The 14,449-nt window shown below is 53.0% G+C and carries 16 protein-coding genes; 7 read left to right on the top strand and 9 right to left on the bottom strand.

Annotated elements, in window-relative coordinates; genetic code table 11:
• Positions 1-176 precede the first annotated feature (176 nt).
• Both FMM01_RS00895 and FMM01_RS00890 read left to right on the top strand, forming a co-directional pair.
• The gene (locus FMM01_RS00895) at positions 177-809 is read left to right on the top strand and encodes an NADPH-dependent F420 reductase (protein WP_063516417.1); all 633 of its coding nucleotides are present in this window, start codon (positions 177-179) and stop codon (positions 807-809) included.
• Between the two features lie 20 nt (positions 810-829).
• Positions 830-1,666, top strand: a complete 837-nt coding sequence (locus FMM01_RS00890) for an aldo/keto reductase (protein ID WP_027829356.1) — start codon at positions 830-832, stop codon at positions 1,664-1,666.
• Positions 1,667-1,719: 53 nt separating this feature from the next.
• On the opposite strand, the gene FMM01_RS00885 is transcribed toward FMM01_RS00890, so the two are convergent.
• The 7 genes from FMM01_RS00885 to FMM01_RS00855 all read right to left on the bottom strand — a co-directional run bounded on the left by FMM01_RS00885 (position 1,720) and on the right by FMM01_RS00855 (position 10,814).
• Positions 1,720-3,585 carry a beta-glucoside-specific PTS transporter subunit IIABC gene (locus tag FMM01_RS00885; RefSeq protein ID WP_150391437.1) on the bottom strand — a complete coding sequence of 622 codons (1,866 nt, stop codon included), beginning with the start codon at positions 3,583-3,585 and terminating at the stop codon, positions 1,720-1,722.
• Positions 3,586-3,896: 311 nt separating this feature from the next.
• On the bottom strand, positions 3,897-5,354 hold the full coding sequence (locus tag FMM01_RS00880; protein ID WP_150391436.1) for a glycoside hydrolase family 1 protein: 1,458 nt from the start codon (positions 5,352-5,354) through the stop codon (positions 3,897-3,899).
• The gene (locus FMM01_RS00875) at positions 5,347-7,224 is read right to left on the bottom strand and encodes a beta-glucoside-specific PTS transporter subunit IIABC (protein WP_150391435.1); all 1,878 of its coding nucleotides are present in this window, start codon (positions 7,222-7,224) and stop codon (positions 5,347-5,349) included. The genes FMM01_RS00880 and FMM01_RS00875 overlap by 8 nt, the downstream gene beginning before the upstream one ends.
• Before the next feature lie 114 nt (positions 7,225-7,338).
• Positions 7,339-8,190, bottom strand: a complete 852-nt coding sequence (locus FMM01_RS00870; protein WP_150391434.1) for a PRD domain-containing protein — start codon at positions 8,188-8,190, stop codon at positions 7,339-7,341.
• A 218-nt stretch (positions 8,191-8,408) separates the two neighbouring features.
• A complete protein-coding gene (locus FMM01_RS00865; RefSeq protein ID WP_150391433.1) occupies positions 8,409-9,581 on the bottom strand; it encodes a spr1629 family repressor/antitoxin in 1,173 nt (390 codons plus the stop codon).
• Positions 9,582-9,604: 23 nt separating this feature from the next.
• Complete coding sequence (locus tag FMM01_RS00860; RefSeq protein WP_063516413.1) at positions 9,605-10,363, bottom strand: spr1630 family ClpXP-sensitive toxin; 759 nt, start codon at positions 10,361-10,363, stop codon at positions 9,605-9,607.
• Positions 10,364-10,469: 106 nt separating this feature from the next.
• Positions 10,470-10,814, bottom strand: coding sequence for a winged helix-turn-helix transcriptional regulator (locus FMM01_RS00855; protein ID WP_063516412.1), 345 nt, complete (start codon positions 10,812-10,814; stop codon positions 10,470-10,472).
• A gap of 98 nt (positions 10,815-10,912) precedes the next feature.
• Here FMM01_RS00855 and FMM01_RS00850 point away from each other — a divergent pair, with 98 nt between their 5' ends.
• Entirely contained in the window at positions 10,913-11,938 is a 1,026-nt protein-coding gene (locus FMM01_RS00850) for a zinc-binding alcohol dehydrogenase family protein (RefSeq protein ID WP_150391432.1), read from the top strand.
• A 44-nt stretch (positions 11,939-11,982) separates the two neighbouring features.
• Here FMM01_RS00850 and FMM01_RS00845 read toward each other — a convergent pair whose 3' ends face one another.
• Together FMM01_RS00845 and FMM01_RS00840 are read right to left on the bottom strand one after the other, a co-directional pair.
• Entirely contained in the window at positions 11,983-12,441 is a 459-nt protein-coding gene (locus FMM01_RS00845; protein WP_201782790.1) for a GNAT family N-acetyltransferase, read from the bottom strand.
• Complete coding sequence (locus FMM01_RS00840) at positions 12,441-12,926, bottom strand: flavodoxin (RefSeq protein ID WP_063516410.1); 486 nt, start codon at positions 12,924-12,926, stop codon at positions 12,441-12,443. The genes FMM01_RS00845 and FMM01_RS00840 overlap by 1 nt, the downstream gene beginning before the upstream one ends.
• A gap of 199 nt (positions 12,927-13,125) precedes the next feature.
• Between FMM01_RS00840 and FMM01_RS00835 the strand changes: the two genes are divergently transcribed.
• From FMM01_RS00835 to tnpB, 4 genes are all read left to right on the top strand, one after another.
• The gene (locus FMM01_RS00835; RefSeq protein WP_150391431.1) at positions 13,126-13,344 is read left to right on the top strand and encodes a hypothetical protein; all 219 of its coding nucleotides are present in this window, start codon (positions 13,126-13,128) and stop codon (positions 13,342-13,344) included.
• 86 nt (positions 13,345-13,430) lie between these two features.
• Positions 13,431-13,751 carry a hypothetical protein gene (locus FMM01_RS00830; RefSeq protein WP_150391430.1) on the top strand — a complete coding sequence of 107 codons (321 nt, stop codon included), beginning with the start codon at positions 13,431-13,433 and terminating at the stop codon, positions 13,749-13,751.
• 132 nt (positions 13,752-13,883) lie between these two features.
• Positions 13,884-14,078 carry a hypothetical protein gene (locus tag FMM01_RS00825; protein ID WP_027827606.1) on the top strand — a complete coding sequence of 65 codons (195 nt, stop codon included), beginning with the start codon at positions 13,884-13,886 and terminating at the stop codon, positions 14,076-14,078.
• Positions 14,053-14,412 carry an IS66 family insertion sequence element accessory protein TnpB gene (tnpB, locus tag FMM01_RS00820; protein WP_150391429.1) on the top strand — a complete coding sequence of 120 codons (360 nt, stop codon included), beginning with the start codon at positions 14,053-14,055 and terminating at the stop codon, positions 14,410-14,412. Before FMM01_RS00825 ends, tnpB begins: the two co-directional genes overlap by 26 nt.
• Positions 14,413-14,449 lie beyond the last annotated feature (37 nt).

Raw genomic sequence — 14,449 nt, 5'->3', positions numbered from 1 at the left:
AACCGTTTACTCAGTCCGCTGCCCCTCCACTGTATCAACTTTATTGAATATTCAAGTTTCATCATTCACAACTTAAAGTTGTGCGAAATGAGTATTCCCACAAGTGGTCTGCATACCCCTTACGGCCCCGGCGTGCTATGCTGGTAGTGGAAGAAAAAAGTAAGGGGGAGTCACAAATGGACATTGGTTTTATTGGTACTGGTAACGTGGGCAAGGCCTTGGCGCAACTGTTCGTCCACGCTGGTCACCACGTCGTGATGAGCCACCGGCATAGTGTCGAAAGTTTAAGTCCGCTGATCGAAAAATTGGGGGTCAACGCCAGTGCGGGCACTATCGCGGAAGCGACGAAACAGGACCTGGTCGTCTTGGCAGTACCGTTCTTCGCGGTGCGGGAACTGCCGGCGCCTTTCCCGAATGACCCAATCATTTTGGACGTTACCAACTATTTCCCGAATCGGGATGGTAATATCATGAACTTGCAGAAGCACGAAGAAGCCACATCGGAATTCGTGGCCCGGCAGCTGCAAAGCAAGAAAGTCGTCAAGGCCTTTAATACCATCGCCATGGCCCGCATCACTGCCATGCCGCGGCCGACCGGGGACCCGCGGCGCATCGCCGTGCCAGTGGCCAGCGACAACAAGCACGCCAAAGCCACGGTCATTGACCTGATTGACCAAATCGGTTTTGACGCTTACGATTTAGGTGACTTGAAAGACAGTCTGCCGGCCCAATCCGACGGTCCGCTGTTCATCTCGGTCGGTACGAAGAAAGACATTGCCCAACGGTTGAAAGAATCACCGAATAATTAATAGAAAGGCTGATATCGTCAATGGAAACTTATACTCTCGCTGATGGTCTGCAATTGCCCAAAGTGGGCTTTGGTACATACAAGCTGAACGGCGCCAGCGGCGTTAACGCCATGGTCTCCGCGCTGAATGTGGGCTATCGCCTGCTGGATACTGCCTATAATTATGAAAACGAAGGGGCCGTTGGTGAAGCCATTCGCCGCAGCGGTATTCCCCGGGCCGACATCCTGGTTTCGTCCAAACTGCCCGGCCGCCATCAACACTATCAAGAGGCCTTGCAAACAATTCAGGAGTCGCTGTACCGGGCCAACTTGGATTATTTCGACCTCTATCTGATTCATTGGCCCAATCCTAAGGAAGGCCTATACGTCGAAGCCTGGCAGGCACTCATTGACGCCCAGAAGTTCGGCCTGATCCGCAGCATCGGGGTGTCTAATTTCTTACCGGAACACATTGATAAACTGCAAAAGGAAACCGGCGTGCTGCCGGTCATCAACCAAGTGGAGCTGCATCCCTTCTTCAATCAGCAAGCCCAAATCGACTACGACCGGGCCCACCACATTCTGACGGAAGCTTGGAGTCCGCTGGGCCGAGCCAGTGCCAACAATGTGCTGAAGAACCCGGTGATCAACGAACTGGCCGAAAAGTACCACCGCGGTCCCGGTCAAATCATTTTGCGCTGGCACATTCAGCGCGGGGTCCTGCCGATTCCCAAGTCGACCCACGTGTCCCGTCAGGAGGAAAACTTCAATCTCTTTGATTTCACGATTGATGACGCCGACATGGCTAAAATCAATGCCCTGACCCGTCCGGACGGCCGGTATAACAACCAGGATCCAGCAGTCTATGAAGAATTCTAGAACTTTGCACGTCAAAAAAAGCCCCGCGGGGCTTTTTTTGACGTGCAAAGTAGTTACTCTTCAGCAGTGGCTGAACGTGCCACTACCGCACTTTCTGTCTTGGGCGTGACCATAAGGATCGGTTGATCAGCCGCGACCGTTTGCGTTGCGGGCGTCACCGCAGCAAAGTGGTCGGTATTCGTCACCACCAGCATCACCGTCGGATCATACCCGGCCGCTTTAATCCGGGCAAAATCCACCTGGAGCAATGCTTGGCCTACGTACACATGGTCATTCTGCTGGACCCGCAGTTGGAAGAACTGACCGTTGAGCTGCACCGTATTGATCCCAATATGCAGCAAAATTTCGATCCCGCGATCACTCGTGATTCCAATGGCGTGGCCTGTGGGATACAAAGCCGTAATGGTCCCGCTCACCGGTGCTTGGATCGTATCCGCAGCTGGCGTCAGCGCGACACCCTGGCCCATTACCTCTGTGGCAAACACCTCATCATTCACGCGATTGAGCGGGATCAATGTGCCGGCAACTGGTGAAAAAACAGGAATGTCTTCATTCACTTCGCCGCCTGCTTCTGCTGTTTGCTTCGGCACACCAACCAAATACGTCAGTATCGCCGCCCCAAAGAAGGCCACGGCAATGCCCAGCGAACCGATTAGGATACCCTGCCCTTGATACCCTGGAATGGCGAGTAGGGATGGCATCGCGAAGGCACTAGTGCGCACCCCGCCCAGCCCAATAATTGCACCGCCGACCGCGCCACTGGCAACGGCTAAATAGAAGGGTCGCTTGAGCTTCAGCGTCACTCCGTAAATCGTTGGTTCAGTAATCCCAAACAACGACGTAATCACTCCCGAACCGGCGAGTGCTTTCATTTTTTTATCCTTTGTGCGTAGAAAAACGCCCAATGCTGCCCCGCCTTGAGACAGTACCGCCGCGGCTAGGATCGGCATCAACGGATCATAACCCATTTTTGCTACGTTATTCATAATTAGCGGGGTAAAAGTCCAGTGGACGCCAAAGATCACAAAGACTTGCCAGAAAGCACCCAGGACCGCCCCGGCTAGAAATGGGGCAAAATTATAAACGGCCATCACGCCAATGGCTAATCCGTTGCCGATCGCACTGCCGACTGGCCCAACCACAATCAATGTCAACGGTGCCATGATAATTAATGAAAAGAGCGGTGTGAAGATGGTCCGAACCGCCTCTGGAAAAAGCCGATTTAGCACAGGTTCCAGGTAGGAAAGCACCCAGACCGCCAAAAGAATCGGAATCACCGTTGACGTATAGGTAGCCGAGATGACCGGTATACCGAGGAAATACAGTTTGGTCCCCTTGCCGGCTGCGGCCACCAAACTGGGGTAAACCAGCGTGGCGCCGAGTGTCACCGCGACGAATTGGCTAACGTGAAACTGCTTGGCCGCGGTGAAAGCTAAGAATATGGGTAAAAAGTAGAACAAAGCGTCACTCGCCGCAAATAGAATTTGATACGTACCGGACTGGGGTGGCAGCCAATACATGGCACTGGCCAGCGTCAGCAACCCTTTCAAAATCCCTGCTCCGGCCAAAGCCCCCAGAAACGGTGTGAACACGCCGGAGATAAAACCAATAAATCGATTAAGCAAATTACCCCGGGCAGATTTGCCCATATCGTGCGCAGTACCATCCGGATTGATGCCGGCAGTTTGAATCAGCGCTTCATAGACGCCAGCCACGTTATTGCCGATGACGATCTGATACTGGCCAGCACTTTGTACCACAGTAATCACGCCTTTGAGCTGTTCTACGCGCTTAGTATGTGCCTGACCGGGATTCTTTAAATAAAATCGTAACCGTGTGGCACAGTGCCATACCTCTTCAATATTCTGCCGACCACCGATATTGGTCAGAATATCCTGGGCCAATTGTTGTTGCTCCATCGCCTAACCTCCTTGAATAGGGGTAAAGTCCAAAACCGCCAGCATGCTGAAGACAGCAGCGCGGGTAATCTTGGTTTCACCGAATTGAATCGTTACGATTCCGAGTATCAATAATTGCGGTAAGCCAGGGCAATCCGGCCCCCTTTCCAGGGTATACAAAAAGCCTGTGCGTTGCCGTCTATCATAGATAGACCAATCAACGTTCACAGGCTTTGCCCACTTCTTTGAGCGGTTACAACCCTTGCTTACAAAGACATACTAGCAAAGTCGGTATCTTATTGCAAGGGGTTTCAAACAATAACTAATGTTTCTTAATTCAGGTCTGTACCATTGCTGGCAATAACTTTCCGATACCAAGCAAACGAGTCCTTCTTGATTCGGCGCAGACTGCCGTGGCCTTCGTCATCTTGGTCCACGTAGACGAAACCGTACCGCTTAGACATCTCGGACGTGGAGAAACTGATCAGGTCGATAGGCCCCCACATGGTGTAGCCCAGAAGACAGACACCGTCGCTGATGGCTTCCTTCATCTGCTGGATATGGGCCCGCAGGTAGTCGATGCGGTAGCTGTCATGCACCTGGCCGTCTGCGAGCTTATCCTCGGCGCCCAGCCCGTTTTCTACAATGAACAGCGGCTTGCGGTACCGATCCCACATGGCATTCAAGGTAATCCGCAAACCAATGGGGTCGATCTGCCAGCCCCAGGCGGATTCCTTCAGATATGGGTTGCGCCCGCCGGTGGCCATGTTGCCGTTGATTGCGGCGCCCTGGTCGGCCGCGGTGACGGTGGTCATGTAGTAGCTGAACGAAATGAAGTCCACCGGATTGGCTTTCAATACGGCTTGGTCATCCGGCTGCATGGCGATCTGAATATGATGTTCCGCAAAGTAGCGATTCATATACTCCGGATACTCGCCCCGGGCTTGGACATCCGTAAAGAACAGGTTGCGCTGATCCGCCTGCTGGGCCGCCAGGACATCCTCCGGTTTCGGTGTTGCCGGATATGTCTGCATCCGAGCCAGCATACAGCCCATCTGGGCCGCAGGATCAATGGTGTGCAGCTGTTTAGTCGCCAAGGCACTGGCCACGAATTGGTGATGCAAAGCTTGGTAGCGCAGCTGCAGCTGGGCATTGGCGCTCAGACCATCATCCAGCGCCCCAGTTTCATGGAAGCCCCAGGTGCCGGTGTTGATTTCATTGAACGTCAGATAGTACGGCACACGGCCCTTGAAGTGGGTAAAGACCGTTTCCGTGAACCGGGTGAACGCCGCGATCGTGGCCCGGCTGGCCCAGCCATTTTGCTTCAGCGTCAGCTGGATCGGCATTTCGTAGTGGGACAACGTGACTAACGGTTGGATGTGGTACTTTGCCAACGTACTGATGACCCGATCATAGAAAGCTAAACCGGCTGCGTTGGGCGTCGAATCGTCACCGTTCGGGAAAATCCGGCCCCAGGCAATGGAGAAGCGGAACACTTTGAAGCCCATTTCAGCCATTAAGGCAATATCTTCCTCGTAGCGGTGATAAAAATCATTACCCCGCCGCTTCGGGTAATGGGTATCGGTGGTATCGGCCACCGCGGCCTCAATGGAGGCCCGGGTGACGTCGCCCATGGACATCTTCTTCCGGTCGCTGGCCCGGCGGACCACTTCCGCCGTGGTCAGGCCCTTGCCGTCTTGATTCCACGCCCCTTCAATCTGGTTGGCGGCAGTGGCGCCGCCCCACAGGAAGTCTTGGGGAAAGTCATGGGGATAATTTGGTTTATACATTAGCAGCAGTTGCTCCTTCCGTGGTCGTTTCAGTTTGCGGGGTCAAGGTGAGGATCGGTTGGCTAGCCGCCTCCGTGTCGCTGGTGGGCGTCACGGCCGCATAGCTGGCCGTATTGGTGACGATCACCATCACCGTCGGATCGTAGCCGGCCGCTTTGATTTGGGCAAAATCAGCCTTGACCAACGGATCGCCGACAGTGACGTGGTCATTTTGTTTCGTTAGCGCTTCGAAAAACTGGCCGTTTAATTGAACCGTGTTGATGCCAATATGGATCAAGATCTCGGCCCCATTATCGGCCGTGATCCCGATGGCGTGGCCGGTAGGATACAAGGCGCTGATTGTCCCGCTGACCGGGGCTTTCACTGTATTGTCCGTGGGCACAATGGCAATGCCTTTACCCATGGCTTCAGTGGCGAAGACTTCATCATCCACGTTCTTCAACGGAATCAGTGTGCCGGCCACCGGCGCGTCAATGGTAATGGCGCCATCTTGACTGACGGATGCCGCATCCGCCACGTTATCTTCTTTCTTAATCCCAAACAGATAGGTCAGAATCGCGCCGCCGAAGAAAGCGACGGCGATCCCCAGCAAACCAATCACCACACCGTTACCTGTATAGCCCGGCACCGCCAGCAAAGACGGTAACGCGAAGGCATTGGTATGCACGGCCCCGGCACCGATGATGGCCCCGCCGATGGCGCCACTGGCGACGGCGCAATAGAACGGCCGCTTCAATTTCAAAGTGACCCCGTAAATCGTTGGTTCCGTAATGCCGAACAGGGAAGTGATGACCCCGGACCCGGCAAGAGCTTTCATTTTCTGATTCTTAGACTTGAGGAAGACACCCAGCGCGGCACCGCCCTGGGACAGAACGGCGGCAGCCAGGATCGGCAGCAGCGGATCATAGCCCATCTTGGCAATATTGTTCATCATCAGCGGCACGAACGTCCAGTGCACGCCGAAGATCACGAAGACCTGCCAGAAGGCGCCCATGATGGCCCCAGCGAGGAACGGTGCGAAGTTGTAAACCCCCATCACGCCGGCAGCCAGCACATTACTGATGGCACTGCCGATGGGGCCGACGACGATCAAAGTCACCGGGGCCATGATGGCCAGGGAAAGCAGCGGCGTAAAGATCGTGCGCACCGCTTCCGGGAAGATTTTGTCCAAGACCGGTTCCAGGTAAGAAAGGACCCAGATCGCCAACAGAATGGGAATCACGGTGGACGTGTAGGTGGCGGAAACCACGGGAATCCCTAAGAAATGCAGGACCGTCCCCTTGCCCGCCGTGGCCACAAGGGTCGGATAAACCAGCGTGGCACCCAAGGCAACGGCCACGAATTGGCTAACGTGGAGTTGTTTGGCGGCAGTAAACGCCAGGAAGATCGGCAGGAAGTAGAAAATCCCGTCACTGGCCGCGTAAAGAATTTCATAAGTCCCGGATTTTGTGGACATCCAGCCCAGGGCTGTAAACAGCGCCAAGAGCCCCTTCAGAATCCCGGCGCCGGCCATGGCGCCCAAGAAAGGGGTGAAGACGCCGGAGATAAAGCCGATAAAGCGGTTGACGATGCTGCCTTGGGCTTGCTTTTCAGCCTTTTTATCAACGGGTGCTTCATCCTCGCTGATGCCAGCCAGATCAGCCAGTGCATCATAGACGCTAGCCACGGCGTTACCGATGACGACTTGATACTGCCCGGCCGACTTCACGACGGTGATCACACCGTCCAGTTTTTCGACGGTGGGCGTGTCGGCCTTTTTATCATCCTTCAAATAGAACCGCAGACGGGTAGCACAATGCCAAGCTTTTTCAATATTGTCTTTGCCGCCGACACCAGTCAAGATGCCTTGGGCGAGCTGCTTTTGATCCATGGTGAAAACCTCCTGTAAGTAATAGAAAAACCCAAACCGGTTACTCCGGCCGTGCGGTCTGAAGTAAAGGATTTGGGTTTCGCCTAGTTGAGTAGTTACGATCCCGATATTAAATTATGGCTGCTGAGACTCTGCAAGGAGCCGCTGGATGTGAACGGTGAGGTAGACTTGCTCGCCCTGGGCCACCGGATGGCCAGTACTCTTGGTGACGAAGGTCACGACCTTCTGGGCACAGGCAAACGCGGTGGGATATTTCTGAGCGAGGTGATCGAAGAGAAAGTCATCTTTGGTGCTGGCGTTGGGATCAGCCAGCCGCATCACGGTCCGTTGGGCGAAAAAGCGCAGATGCACCAGCAAGCGCTGGAAACTCAGGCTGTCGCTGTCCAGCGTCATTTTTAACTGATACTGAATGACGTCCAGCATACCGTTGATCAGTTTGGTCATTTCCCGAGTCGTGCGATCCGTAGAGCCCTGCATGCTGTTCTCCACGAACTTCATGGCCATGAAGCCGGCTTCGTCGGGCAGCAGCGTGACGTCAAACTGGTCATTGACCAGTCGCAGCGCTTCTTCCCCGACGGCATATTCCCGGGGATAAATCCGCTTAATTTCCCACAACAGTTCGTTCTTGATATCCATGCCATGATGATGGCGGTAAATGGCGAACTGGATATGGTCCGCCAGCGCGATCAGCAAGTAACTGTTGAACGTTGTTTGCAATTGAGCGGCCGCCGTCTTGATGATCTGGGACGCCACTTCGAAGTATTCCGGCGGAATGGCCGTTACCGCTTCTTGGAAGTTCTTGACCCAATTAGCCGCCGCTGGCCGATACACATCGACCTGGGCGGTGACGGTCACCGGATTGCCCGGCTTCTTGCCAAAGCCGATACCCTTGCCGATCAGCACCACTTCTTGATCCTGGTCTTTGGCCAAGACCACGTTGTTATTGAAGACCTTCTCAACTTCCACGATTCTTTGTCTACCTCCTTTCGTGCGAATTGGATAGAAAAAGCCTGTGCGCTGTCGTCTATCGTAGATAGACCAATCCAACGATCACAGGCTTTGCCCACTTCAGAGAGCGGTTACAATCCTTGCATCTGTATTTATACTAGCAAATATGGTGGGAGAATGCAAGGGGTTTCTAAACCGTCTTCCTAGTCGGATTTCAGCATTCTGTTCAAGGATTTCTACACAGACCGTTTCAAAGGGATAATCTCTGCTGAAGAGAACGTCGCCTGCTTGTGCTGCATATACGGTTCAAAGAAATTGGCATCCAAGCTGAACAGTCTGATAATAAATGCTGGGGTCACGTGTAACGTCTGGCCTAAGTCACTCACCGTCAGTACTTGCTTACTGAAAAGCAGCTGAATCAGCGACTTGATCCGGCTGGGCCGCACTGGTGCCAGTTGATCATCCAACGGTTCCAGCGCCGCATAGCCTTTCTTATGCATTTGACCAAAGAAATAACGATTCTCCTGATACGTCAGCAAGCCCAACTTGTACGCTCGGTATTCCAACGCCACGATTGACACTAAATACTTCTGCTTCAATTTAATGTAGGAATCTGGATTGGACCGCCGCCGCAGATTAGTAAAGTCTGCTTTGAAAGCCGCGGCTGGCATCAAAAAGACGGACGCAAACATATTCGCCTGCTGTTCAATGAGCTTATGCTCAGCCTTCGTGAGTGTCGCCATGTCCACAGTGGTATGCAGCAAGAGGTGCCCCAGTTCATGGGCCAGATCAAAATTACGGCGCACCGCGGACTTTTTAATATTACCCAGTACAATAAAAGCCCGCCCGTCTTTGGTCACCGTGCTGTACGCATCAACGACCGGACCCAAGTCTTTCTCAACGATATAGATGCCGCTCATTTCCAGCACATACATCAAATCTCGATTGCTCGTGAGACCAAGGAATTGCCGCGCCTCCTCGGCCGCCTGAGCAATAACCGTATCAGTCAATTCGGTATGCGCCTGAACCAGCGCAATGATCCGCCTTTGCAGGGCTCGAATACTCGCTGTTGGGGAAACAAGAAATCGTTCAAAATAGTTGAGATAGTTATCCAAATAGTTGATATACGCGAGTTCCAGTTTGGTTTTCTTCCGCGATTCCCGATCCCTGGCCCGATATGCCACGTGCTCTTCAGTAGCAACAGCAGTCAGCCTATCTTTGGTGAAAAAATATCTGGTATCCACCTGAAAAAGCTGCCGCAAATGGTTTAATACGCCAATGCCCGGCACCATTGACTCAGCTTCGTATTGCCAAACAGCCTGTTCAGAAACAGTCAATCGATCCGCCAATTCTTTTCGGGAGAGACCATTAAGTTCCCGCAAATTCCTGAGTTTCTCACCGAAAAACATGTTGTTTCATCCTTCCGTTCACCCTACTGTTCTTTTTTCTGCTCGCCCTCGGGAATCTCATACCCGAATGGCTGATTATCCGGTGAATAAACGCTCGCTGGTACCCGATCCCTTTGCACAACGGCCAGTTCTTCCGGGGTGATATCAATACCGCTTTTAGCAATCATTGGTGTCAGATCCGCCGCCTGAAATAGGCTCATGGTGTTTTGCTTGGGCATCGTGAGGCGAATCGACTTGATCATTTTAACATCGTCAATCTCATAAGTGACAATGTAGAAACGATTAAAGCCTTGCGGCTGGTCCGTTGTCACATTTTGTTGGATGGCCGCCAACTCCGGCATTGACAATTCCAATTGCACGCCGGCACCTGTACGTTTACCTTTGAGGTAGCCTTTTTTCACCAGTTCATTGTTGATTCCGGCGTACTGATACAAGTAGTTTTTAGGATCGGCCTGTTGCGGCTTTTCATTAAAATTACTCGCCGCTGCCCGCTGATTTTTAACAATGATCATTGATTGACCATTGGCATCGTCGTACGAAAATTGGAGATATTCCCAGGCGTAACCAGCCAAATCGTGTTTCACTTCGATTCCTGGAATATCGGCACATTTTTCTTTGACCTGCGAATCAATGTGATTGCCCTTTACCCAGGCATAAGCACTGCTGACTGCCAGCCGCTTCTGGGCAGATCGGCGTATACTTAAATAATCCTTGTAGCCGGCCAGGATACCATCAACAAGCTGCTGTTCCAGCAATTCGGGTAATTCCAGTGACTTGCCCATCTGAACCCCTCCAGTGATTGGTCTTTTCTACAATTATACAGTGTTCATTTAAAGAAACACAGTAAAAAGAGAGGATTTTTTAAAGTGACAGGCGGTCTCTGCCCCTTTAGACCCGTTCTTTCTCCCGCGCATTATACGCCGCGCCCCACGCGGCCATGGCCTCAATTACCGGCGCGAGTGTTTGGCCAAACGGCGTGAGGACATACTCCGTCGCCCGGCGGTCGTCGTCACTGTCTTGTTTGGCAATCACACCGTCTTCTTCCAACTGAGCCAATTGCAACGCCAGCATCCGTGCCGTCACCGACGGAATTGCCCGATCCAAGGTACTGAACCGGGTCGCATCGCCCTGAAATAAATGGTACAAAATCACACTCTTCCACTTGCCAGCAATGATCTGCACGGTGCTCTGCACCGGACAACCGGCGGCACAATCATAGATTTCACGGGACATAATCAGGCCTCCTTCGGTCACTTACATTTTGCTCACTTACATTTCAATAGTAGGGTTGGTACCATGGGTTTGCAAGTGAGAAAGGAAGTTTGCAAATCATGAAAGCAATCGGTTTTACGCAGCATTTACCAATTTCTGATCCGCATAGTTTAGAGGATCTGACCCTGCCGCAGCCAGTGCCAACTGGCCATGATCTGCTGGTCAATGTGCACGCGGTCTCGGTCAATCCGGTGGATACCGGCACCCGGGGCGGCGGCCGCCGCCAGCTCGCCCAACCGAAAATCATCGGCTGGGATGCTTTGGGTACTGTCACCGCTGTTGGTGACGCGGTGACCCTGTTCCACCCAGGGGATCGGGTCTATTATGCCGGCAGTTACAAGCGTTCCGGCAGCGACGCTGAATATCAGCTCGTCGATGAACGGATCGTCGGCCATGCCCCCACCCAACTGACCGACGCCCAGGCTGCCGCCATGCCACTGACCAGTTTAACGGCCTGGGAGGCTTTGTTCGAAAAGCTCCATATTCCGTTGAACAACAAAGCCGCTAACGCCCGCCATACGCTCCTGATCATTAACGGCTCCGGCGGTGTCGGTTCCGTGGCGACGCAACTCGCCCATTGGGCCGGCCTGCAAGTCATCGCCACCGCTTCCCGGCCGGAATCCCAGCAGTGGGTCCGGGCCCATGGTGCCGACCAGGTCCTGAATCATCGCCAGCCATTGCCGGCGCAACTGCACGCGGCCGGGTTTAAAAACGTCGATTATATCTTGAATCTGTCCCACTTGGACGAGCATTGGTCCGAAATCGCCGAGATGATCCGCCCCGACGGCTGGATCGCGGCGATCACCGAGAATCGCCAGGGCATCGACTTGCAGCGGCTGACCAAGAAACGAGCAACTTTTGCCTGGGAATGGATGTTTTCTAAATCCTGGTACGGCTATGACTTGGCTTCCCAAGGAGAGATTTTAGACCGTGCCGCCGCCATGCTGGATGCCGGCACTTTGCAAAATACACTGACCAAGACGCTGAGTCCGCTGAACGCAGCCAATTTACGGCAGGCCCACGCCTTGGTCGAATCTGGGCACATGATTGGGAAGGTGGTCGTCACCGGTCCTTGGGCAAACTAAACGGAATACGAGAAAAGCGGTCCAGTGCGGCCGCTTTTCTCGTATCATGATAAATGCCGTTCATAAATCCGCAGCTTTGCGCCCCAGGGCTGGTAACCATCACCGATATAGTGAAAGGCTTGCTGCTCATAAAAGCCCAGCAGATCCGTGCCTAAATACAAATCGGCAAAACCCAACCGCCGAGCATCGGCTGCCACCCGGTCGATCAATTGCCGGCTGACCCCCTGCTGGCGAAAGTCGCGTTCCACAAATAACGCGCACAACCAAGGCATCAGGTCCATCCGGCTGATAAAATCGTTGGGGATCAAGCCGCAGCCGCCCACCACCCGATTATCCGCCGACACCGCCAAATACCACTGGGGCAGCGGACCGTTTGGCGCGACACTGTGCGTCAGGGCATCCGTGTAGACCGGATTGCTCTCTGGAGAGCCCCAATGATTCTGGAAGAATTGAATCATCGTCGGCAGCAGCTCCGGTTTTTCGCGTAACGACACAATATGGATTATCGAGGCCGTACCGTATCCCACCATTTCTGTAATTCCGCCGTCGCCTTGCTGGTCTTCGCCACGACAGCATCCGCCATGCCCAAAGCCGCCAGGCTATTGGCCCCCAGCAGCCGGTCAATTTCTTTGGCATAATCCCCCGGATCAGTCGCATAAGTGAAGAAAGGCGCCACGGGTACACTGCCCAAGTTCACGTCCTGTAAAAAGCGCAGCAGCGGTGTTGCTGGATGCCCATTCCAGACCGGCCCGCCCAACAGGATGATTCTGTAATCCGCCACGTTGGGCAGCTTGCCAGATAATTCCGGATAGGTATGATCCTCGCGCTGGGCTTCCGCAATATCGTTGGTCTTGTACATATCTTCCGGAAACGGGGTGACCACTTGGATTGGATGTACTGTCCCATTGGAAATCTTTGCCAGCAGGTCGGCCACTTGTTCAGTCGATCCGGACAAAGAGAAATAGACAATGAGTGCCTTGTTAGCCATTTGAAATCCCTCCTCGTATAGTTCCAGTGTACCGCACTGGCTCGGTAAACATCAGGATTCCGCACTGGACGGCTAATTTAAGCAAAGCATCGGTACTTACTTCACGTTGAAAGTCTGAATCATACTTCGTTTTAGGACCGTTTTACCAGAAAAACGAAGTGTAATTCCTTTTGACATCGGTGACGCTAGTCCGACGAACATGTATCTGCACCAATTATTGAAGAAAAAGCCGCTGACGATTCAGGTCAACGGCGAAAATGACGATGCTGACCAGTTTAACCATAACGCCGGCCATATCCACTACTTCGACGCCACCATCAACGGTCGCCCGATCATGTTGCAACTGACACGCAACTGGACGCCATGGCCGCAATACCACTTGGTCCAAATTGAGTATGCTGGCAGTCGAATAAAATAAAGAGCGTTCATTATTGTCCTGATCGCGGCGACAGCGTATGCTGAGGGCGAAAGAAATAGATTCATGTTGATGGGAGGGACTCACCAATGAACAACTCACTCATTCGACTCATTGTTCCAGGTATTGTAGTGCTTTTTTCACTTGTCCTATTAATCAATCAAATTCAACAAAGACGCCACGCACCGGCAAATCAACCGCCGCAACCGCAGATTCCTTTGCGTTATCTGGCAATTGGTTTGATTTTGCTGGTCCTCGGAGTGTTGTTTATTCCCTGGGGGCCGCGGACATGGGCGGAATATCAGAACGAATTCCCGATTCATCTGGTACTAGGGGCGATGATCGGTTTTCTATCCTTAATTGGTTTTCTCGGCACCTATTTCTACCGGCGCTGGTCCAACCGGCATTGATGCACTAAATTCAAAAACGGTCTCGTCAATTCCGCAACCGGAATGATGGTAAGCGGTCGTTGACATAGGTATCGTGACCCGGTGCAGGCCTCCTTGTAAACTTGGTTTATCAAGTAAACAAGGAGGCCTTTCATGGTTCAAATCAAAGATATCGTGCCGATCCAGGTGACCGACCGGTCGCCGAAGCCGCTGGTCAAACCGCAGGTTGCGGCACGAGTGAAGCTCAAGGACGCCGAGGTCGTGTTTTACACCGGTGTTGACCGGGCAATTCTGCACGTGGTGCTCCAGGAGTTGACAGGCAATGTTCCCCAATATCCAAGAGCTTAACATCTATATCATTTGCGGAAAAACGGACCTGCGCAAAGGAATCGACGGTTTGGCCGCTTCCTTGCGGGAGCTGTACGGCGAAGACGAAGTGCCTTATGATCACTCGCTGTTCTTATTCTGCGGCAGTCAGCGCGATCGGTTCAAGGCTCTGTACTGGGACCGCAGTGGGTTTGTTCTTTACTACAAACGGTACGAGAACGGCCACCTGCAGTGGCCGCGAACGCGCTCTGAGGTGCAGCATCTCAGTCATTACCAGCTGAAGCGATTGATTACTGGTCTAAGTATTCAAGAACGGAGTACCATTCATGATTTCAAGCCAGGATATACCAACTAATTGAGGAGGAGAAGCCATGATTTATTAGCATCTCCTC

This window comes from Schleiferilactobacillus harbinensis (genome assembly GCF_008694105.1).
Classification (GTDB): domain Bacteria; phylum Bacillota; class Bacilli; order Lactobacillales; family Lactobacillaceae; genus Schleiferilactobacillus; species Schleiferilactobacillus harbinensis.
This window is presented reverse-complemented; position numbering and strand designations above follow the sequence as displayed.

Excerpts from the sequence above, each read along its gene's own strand:
- FMM01_RS00895 (WP_063516417.1), top strand. The coding sequence starts at position 177 with ATGGACATTGGTTTTATTGGTACTGGTAACGTGGGCAAGGCCTTGGCG.
- FMM01_RS00890 (WP_027829356.1), top strand. The coding sequence starts at position 830 with ATGGAAACTTATACTCTCGCTGATGGTCTGCAATTGCCCAAAGTGGGC.
- FMM01_RS00885 (WP_150391437.1), bottom strand. The coding sequence starts at position 3,585 with ATGGAGCAACAACAATTGGCCCAGGATATTCTGACCAATATCGGTGGT.
- FMM01_RS00880 (WP_150391436.1), bottom strand. The coding sequence starts at position 5,354 with ATGTATAAACCAAATTATCCCCATGACTTTCCCCAAGACTTCCTGTGG.
- FMM01_RS00875 (WP_150391435.1), bottom strand. The coding sequence starts at position 7,224 with ATGGATCAAAAGCAGCTCGCCCAAGGCATCTTGACTGGTGTCGGCGGC.
- FMM01_RS00865 (WP_150391433.1), bottom strand. The coding sequence starts at position 9,581 with ATGTTTTTCGGTGAGAAACTCAGGAATTTGCGGGAACTTAATGGTCTC.
- FMM01_RS00860 (WP_063516413.1), bottom strand. The coding sequence starts at position 10,363 with ATGGGCAAGTCACTGGAATTACCCGAATTGCTGGAACAGCAGCTTGTT.
- FMM01_RS00855 (WP_063516412.1), bottom strand. The coding sequence starts at position 10,814 with ATGTCCCGTGAAATCTATGATTGTGCCGCCGGTTGTCCGGTGCAGAGC.
- FMM01_RS00850 (WP_150391432.1), top strand. The coding sequence starts at position 10,913 with ATGAAAGCAATCGGTTTTACGCAGCATTTACCAATTTCTGATCCGCAT.
- FMM01_RS00840 (WP_063516410.1), bottom strand. The coding sequence starts at position 12,926 with ATGGCTAACAAGGCACTCATTGTCTATTTCTCTTTGTCCGGATCGACT.
- FMM01_RS00835 (WP_150391431.1), top strand. The coding sequence starts at position 13,126 with ATGTATCTGCACCAATTATTGAAGAAAAAGCCGCTGACGATTCAGGTC.
- FMM01_RS00830 (WP_150391430.1), top strand. The coding sequence starts at position 13,431 with ATGAACAACTCACTCATTCGACTCATTGTTCCAGGTATTGTAGTGCTT.
- FMM01_RS00825 (WP_027827606.1), top strand. The coding sequence starts at position 13,884 with ATGGTTCAAATCAAAGATATCGTGCCGATCCAGGTGACCGACCGGTCG.
- tnpB (WP_150391429.1), top strand. The coding sequence starts at position 14,053 with ATGTTCCCCAATATCCAAGAGCTTAACATCTATATCATTTGCGGAAAA.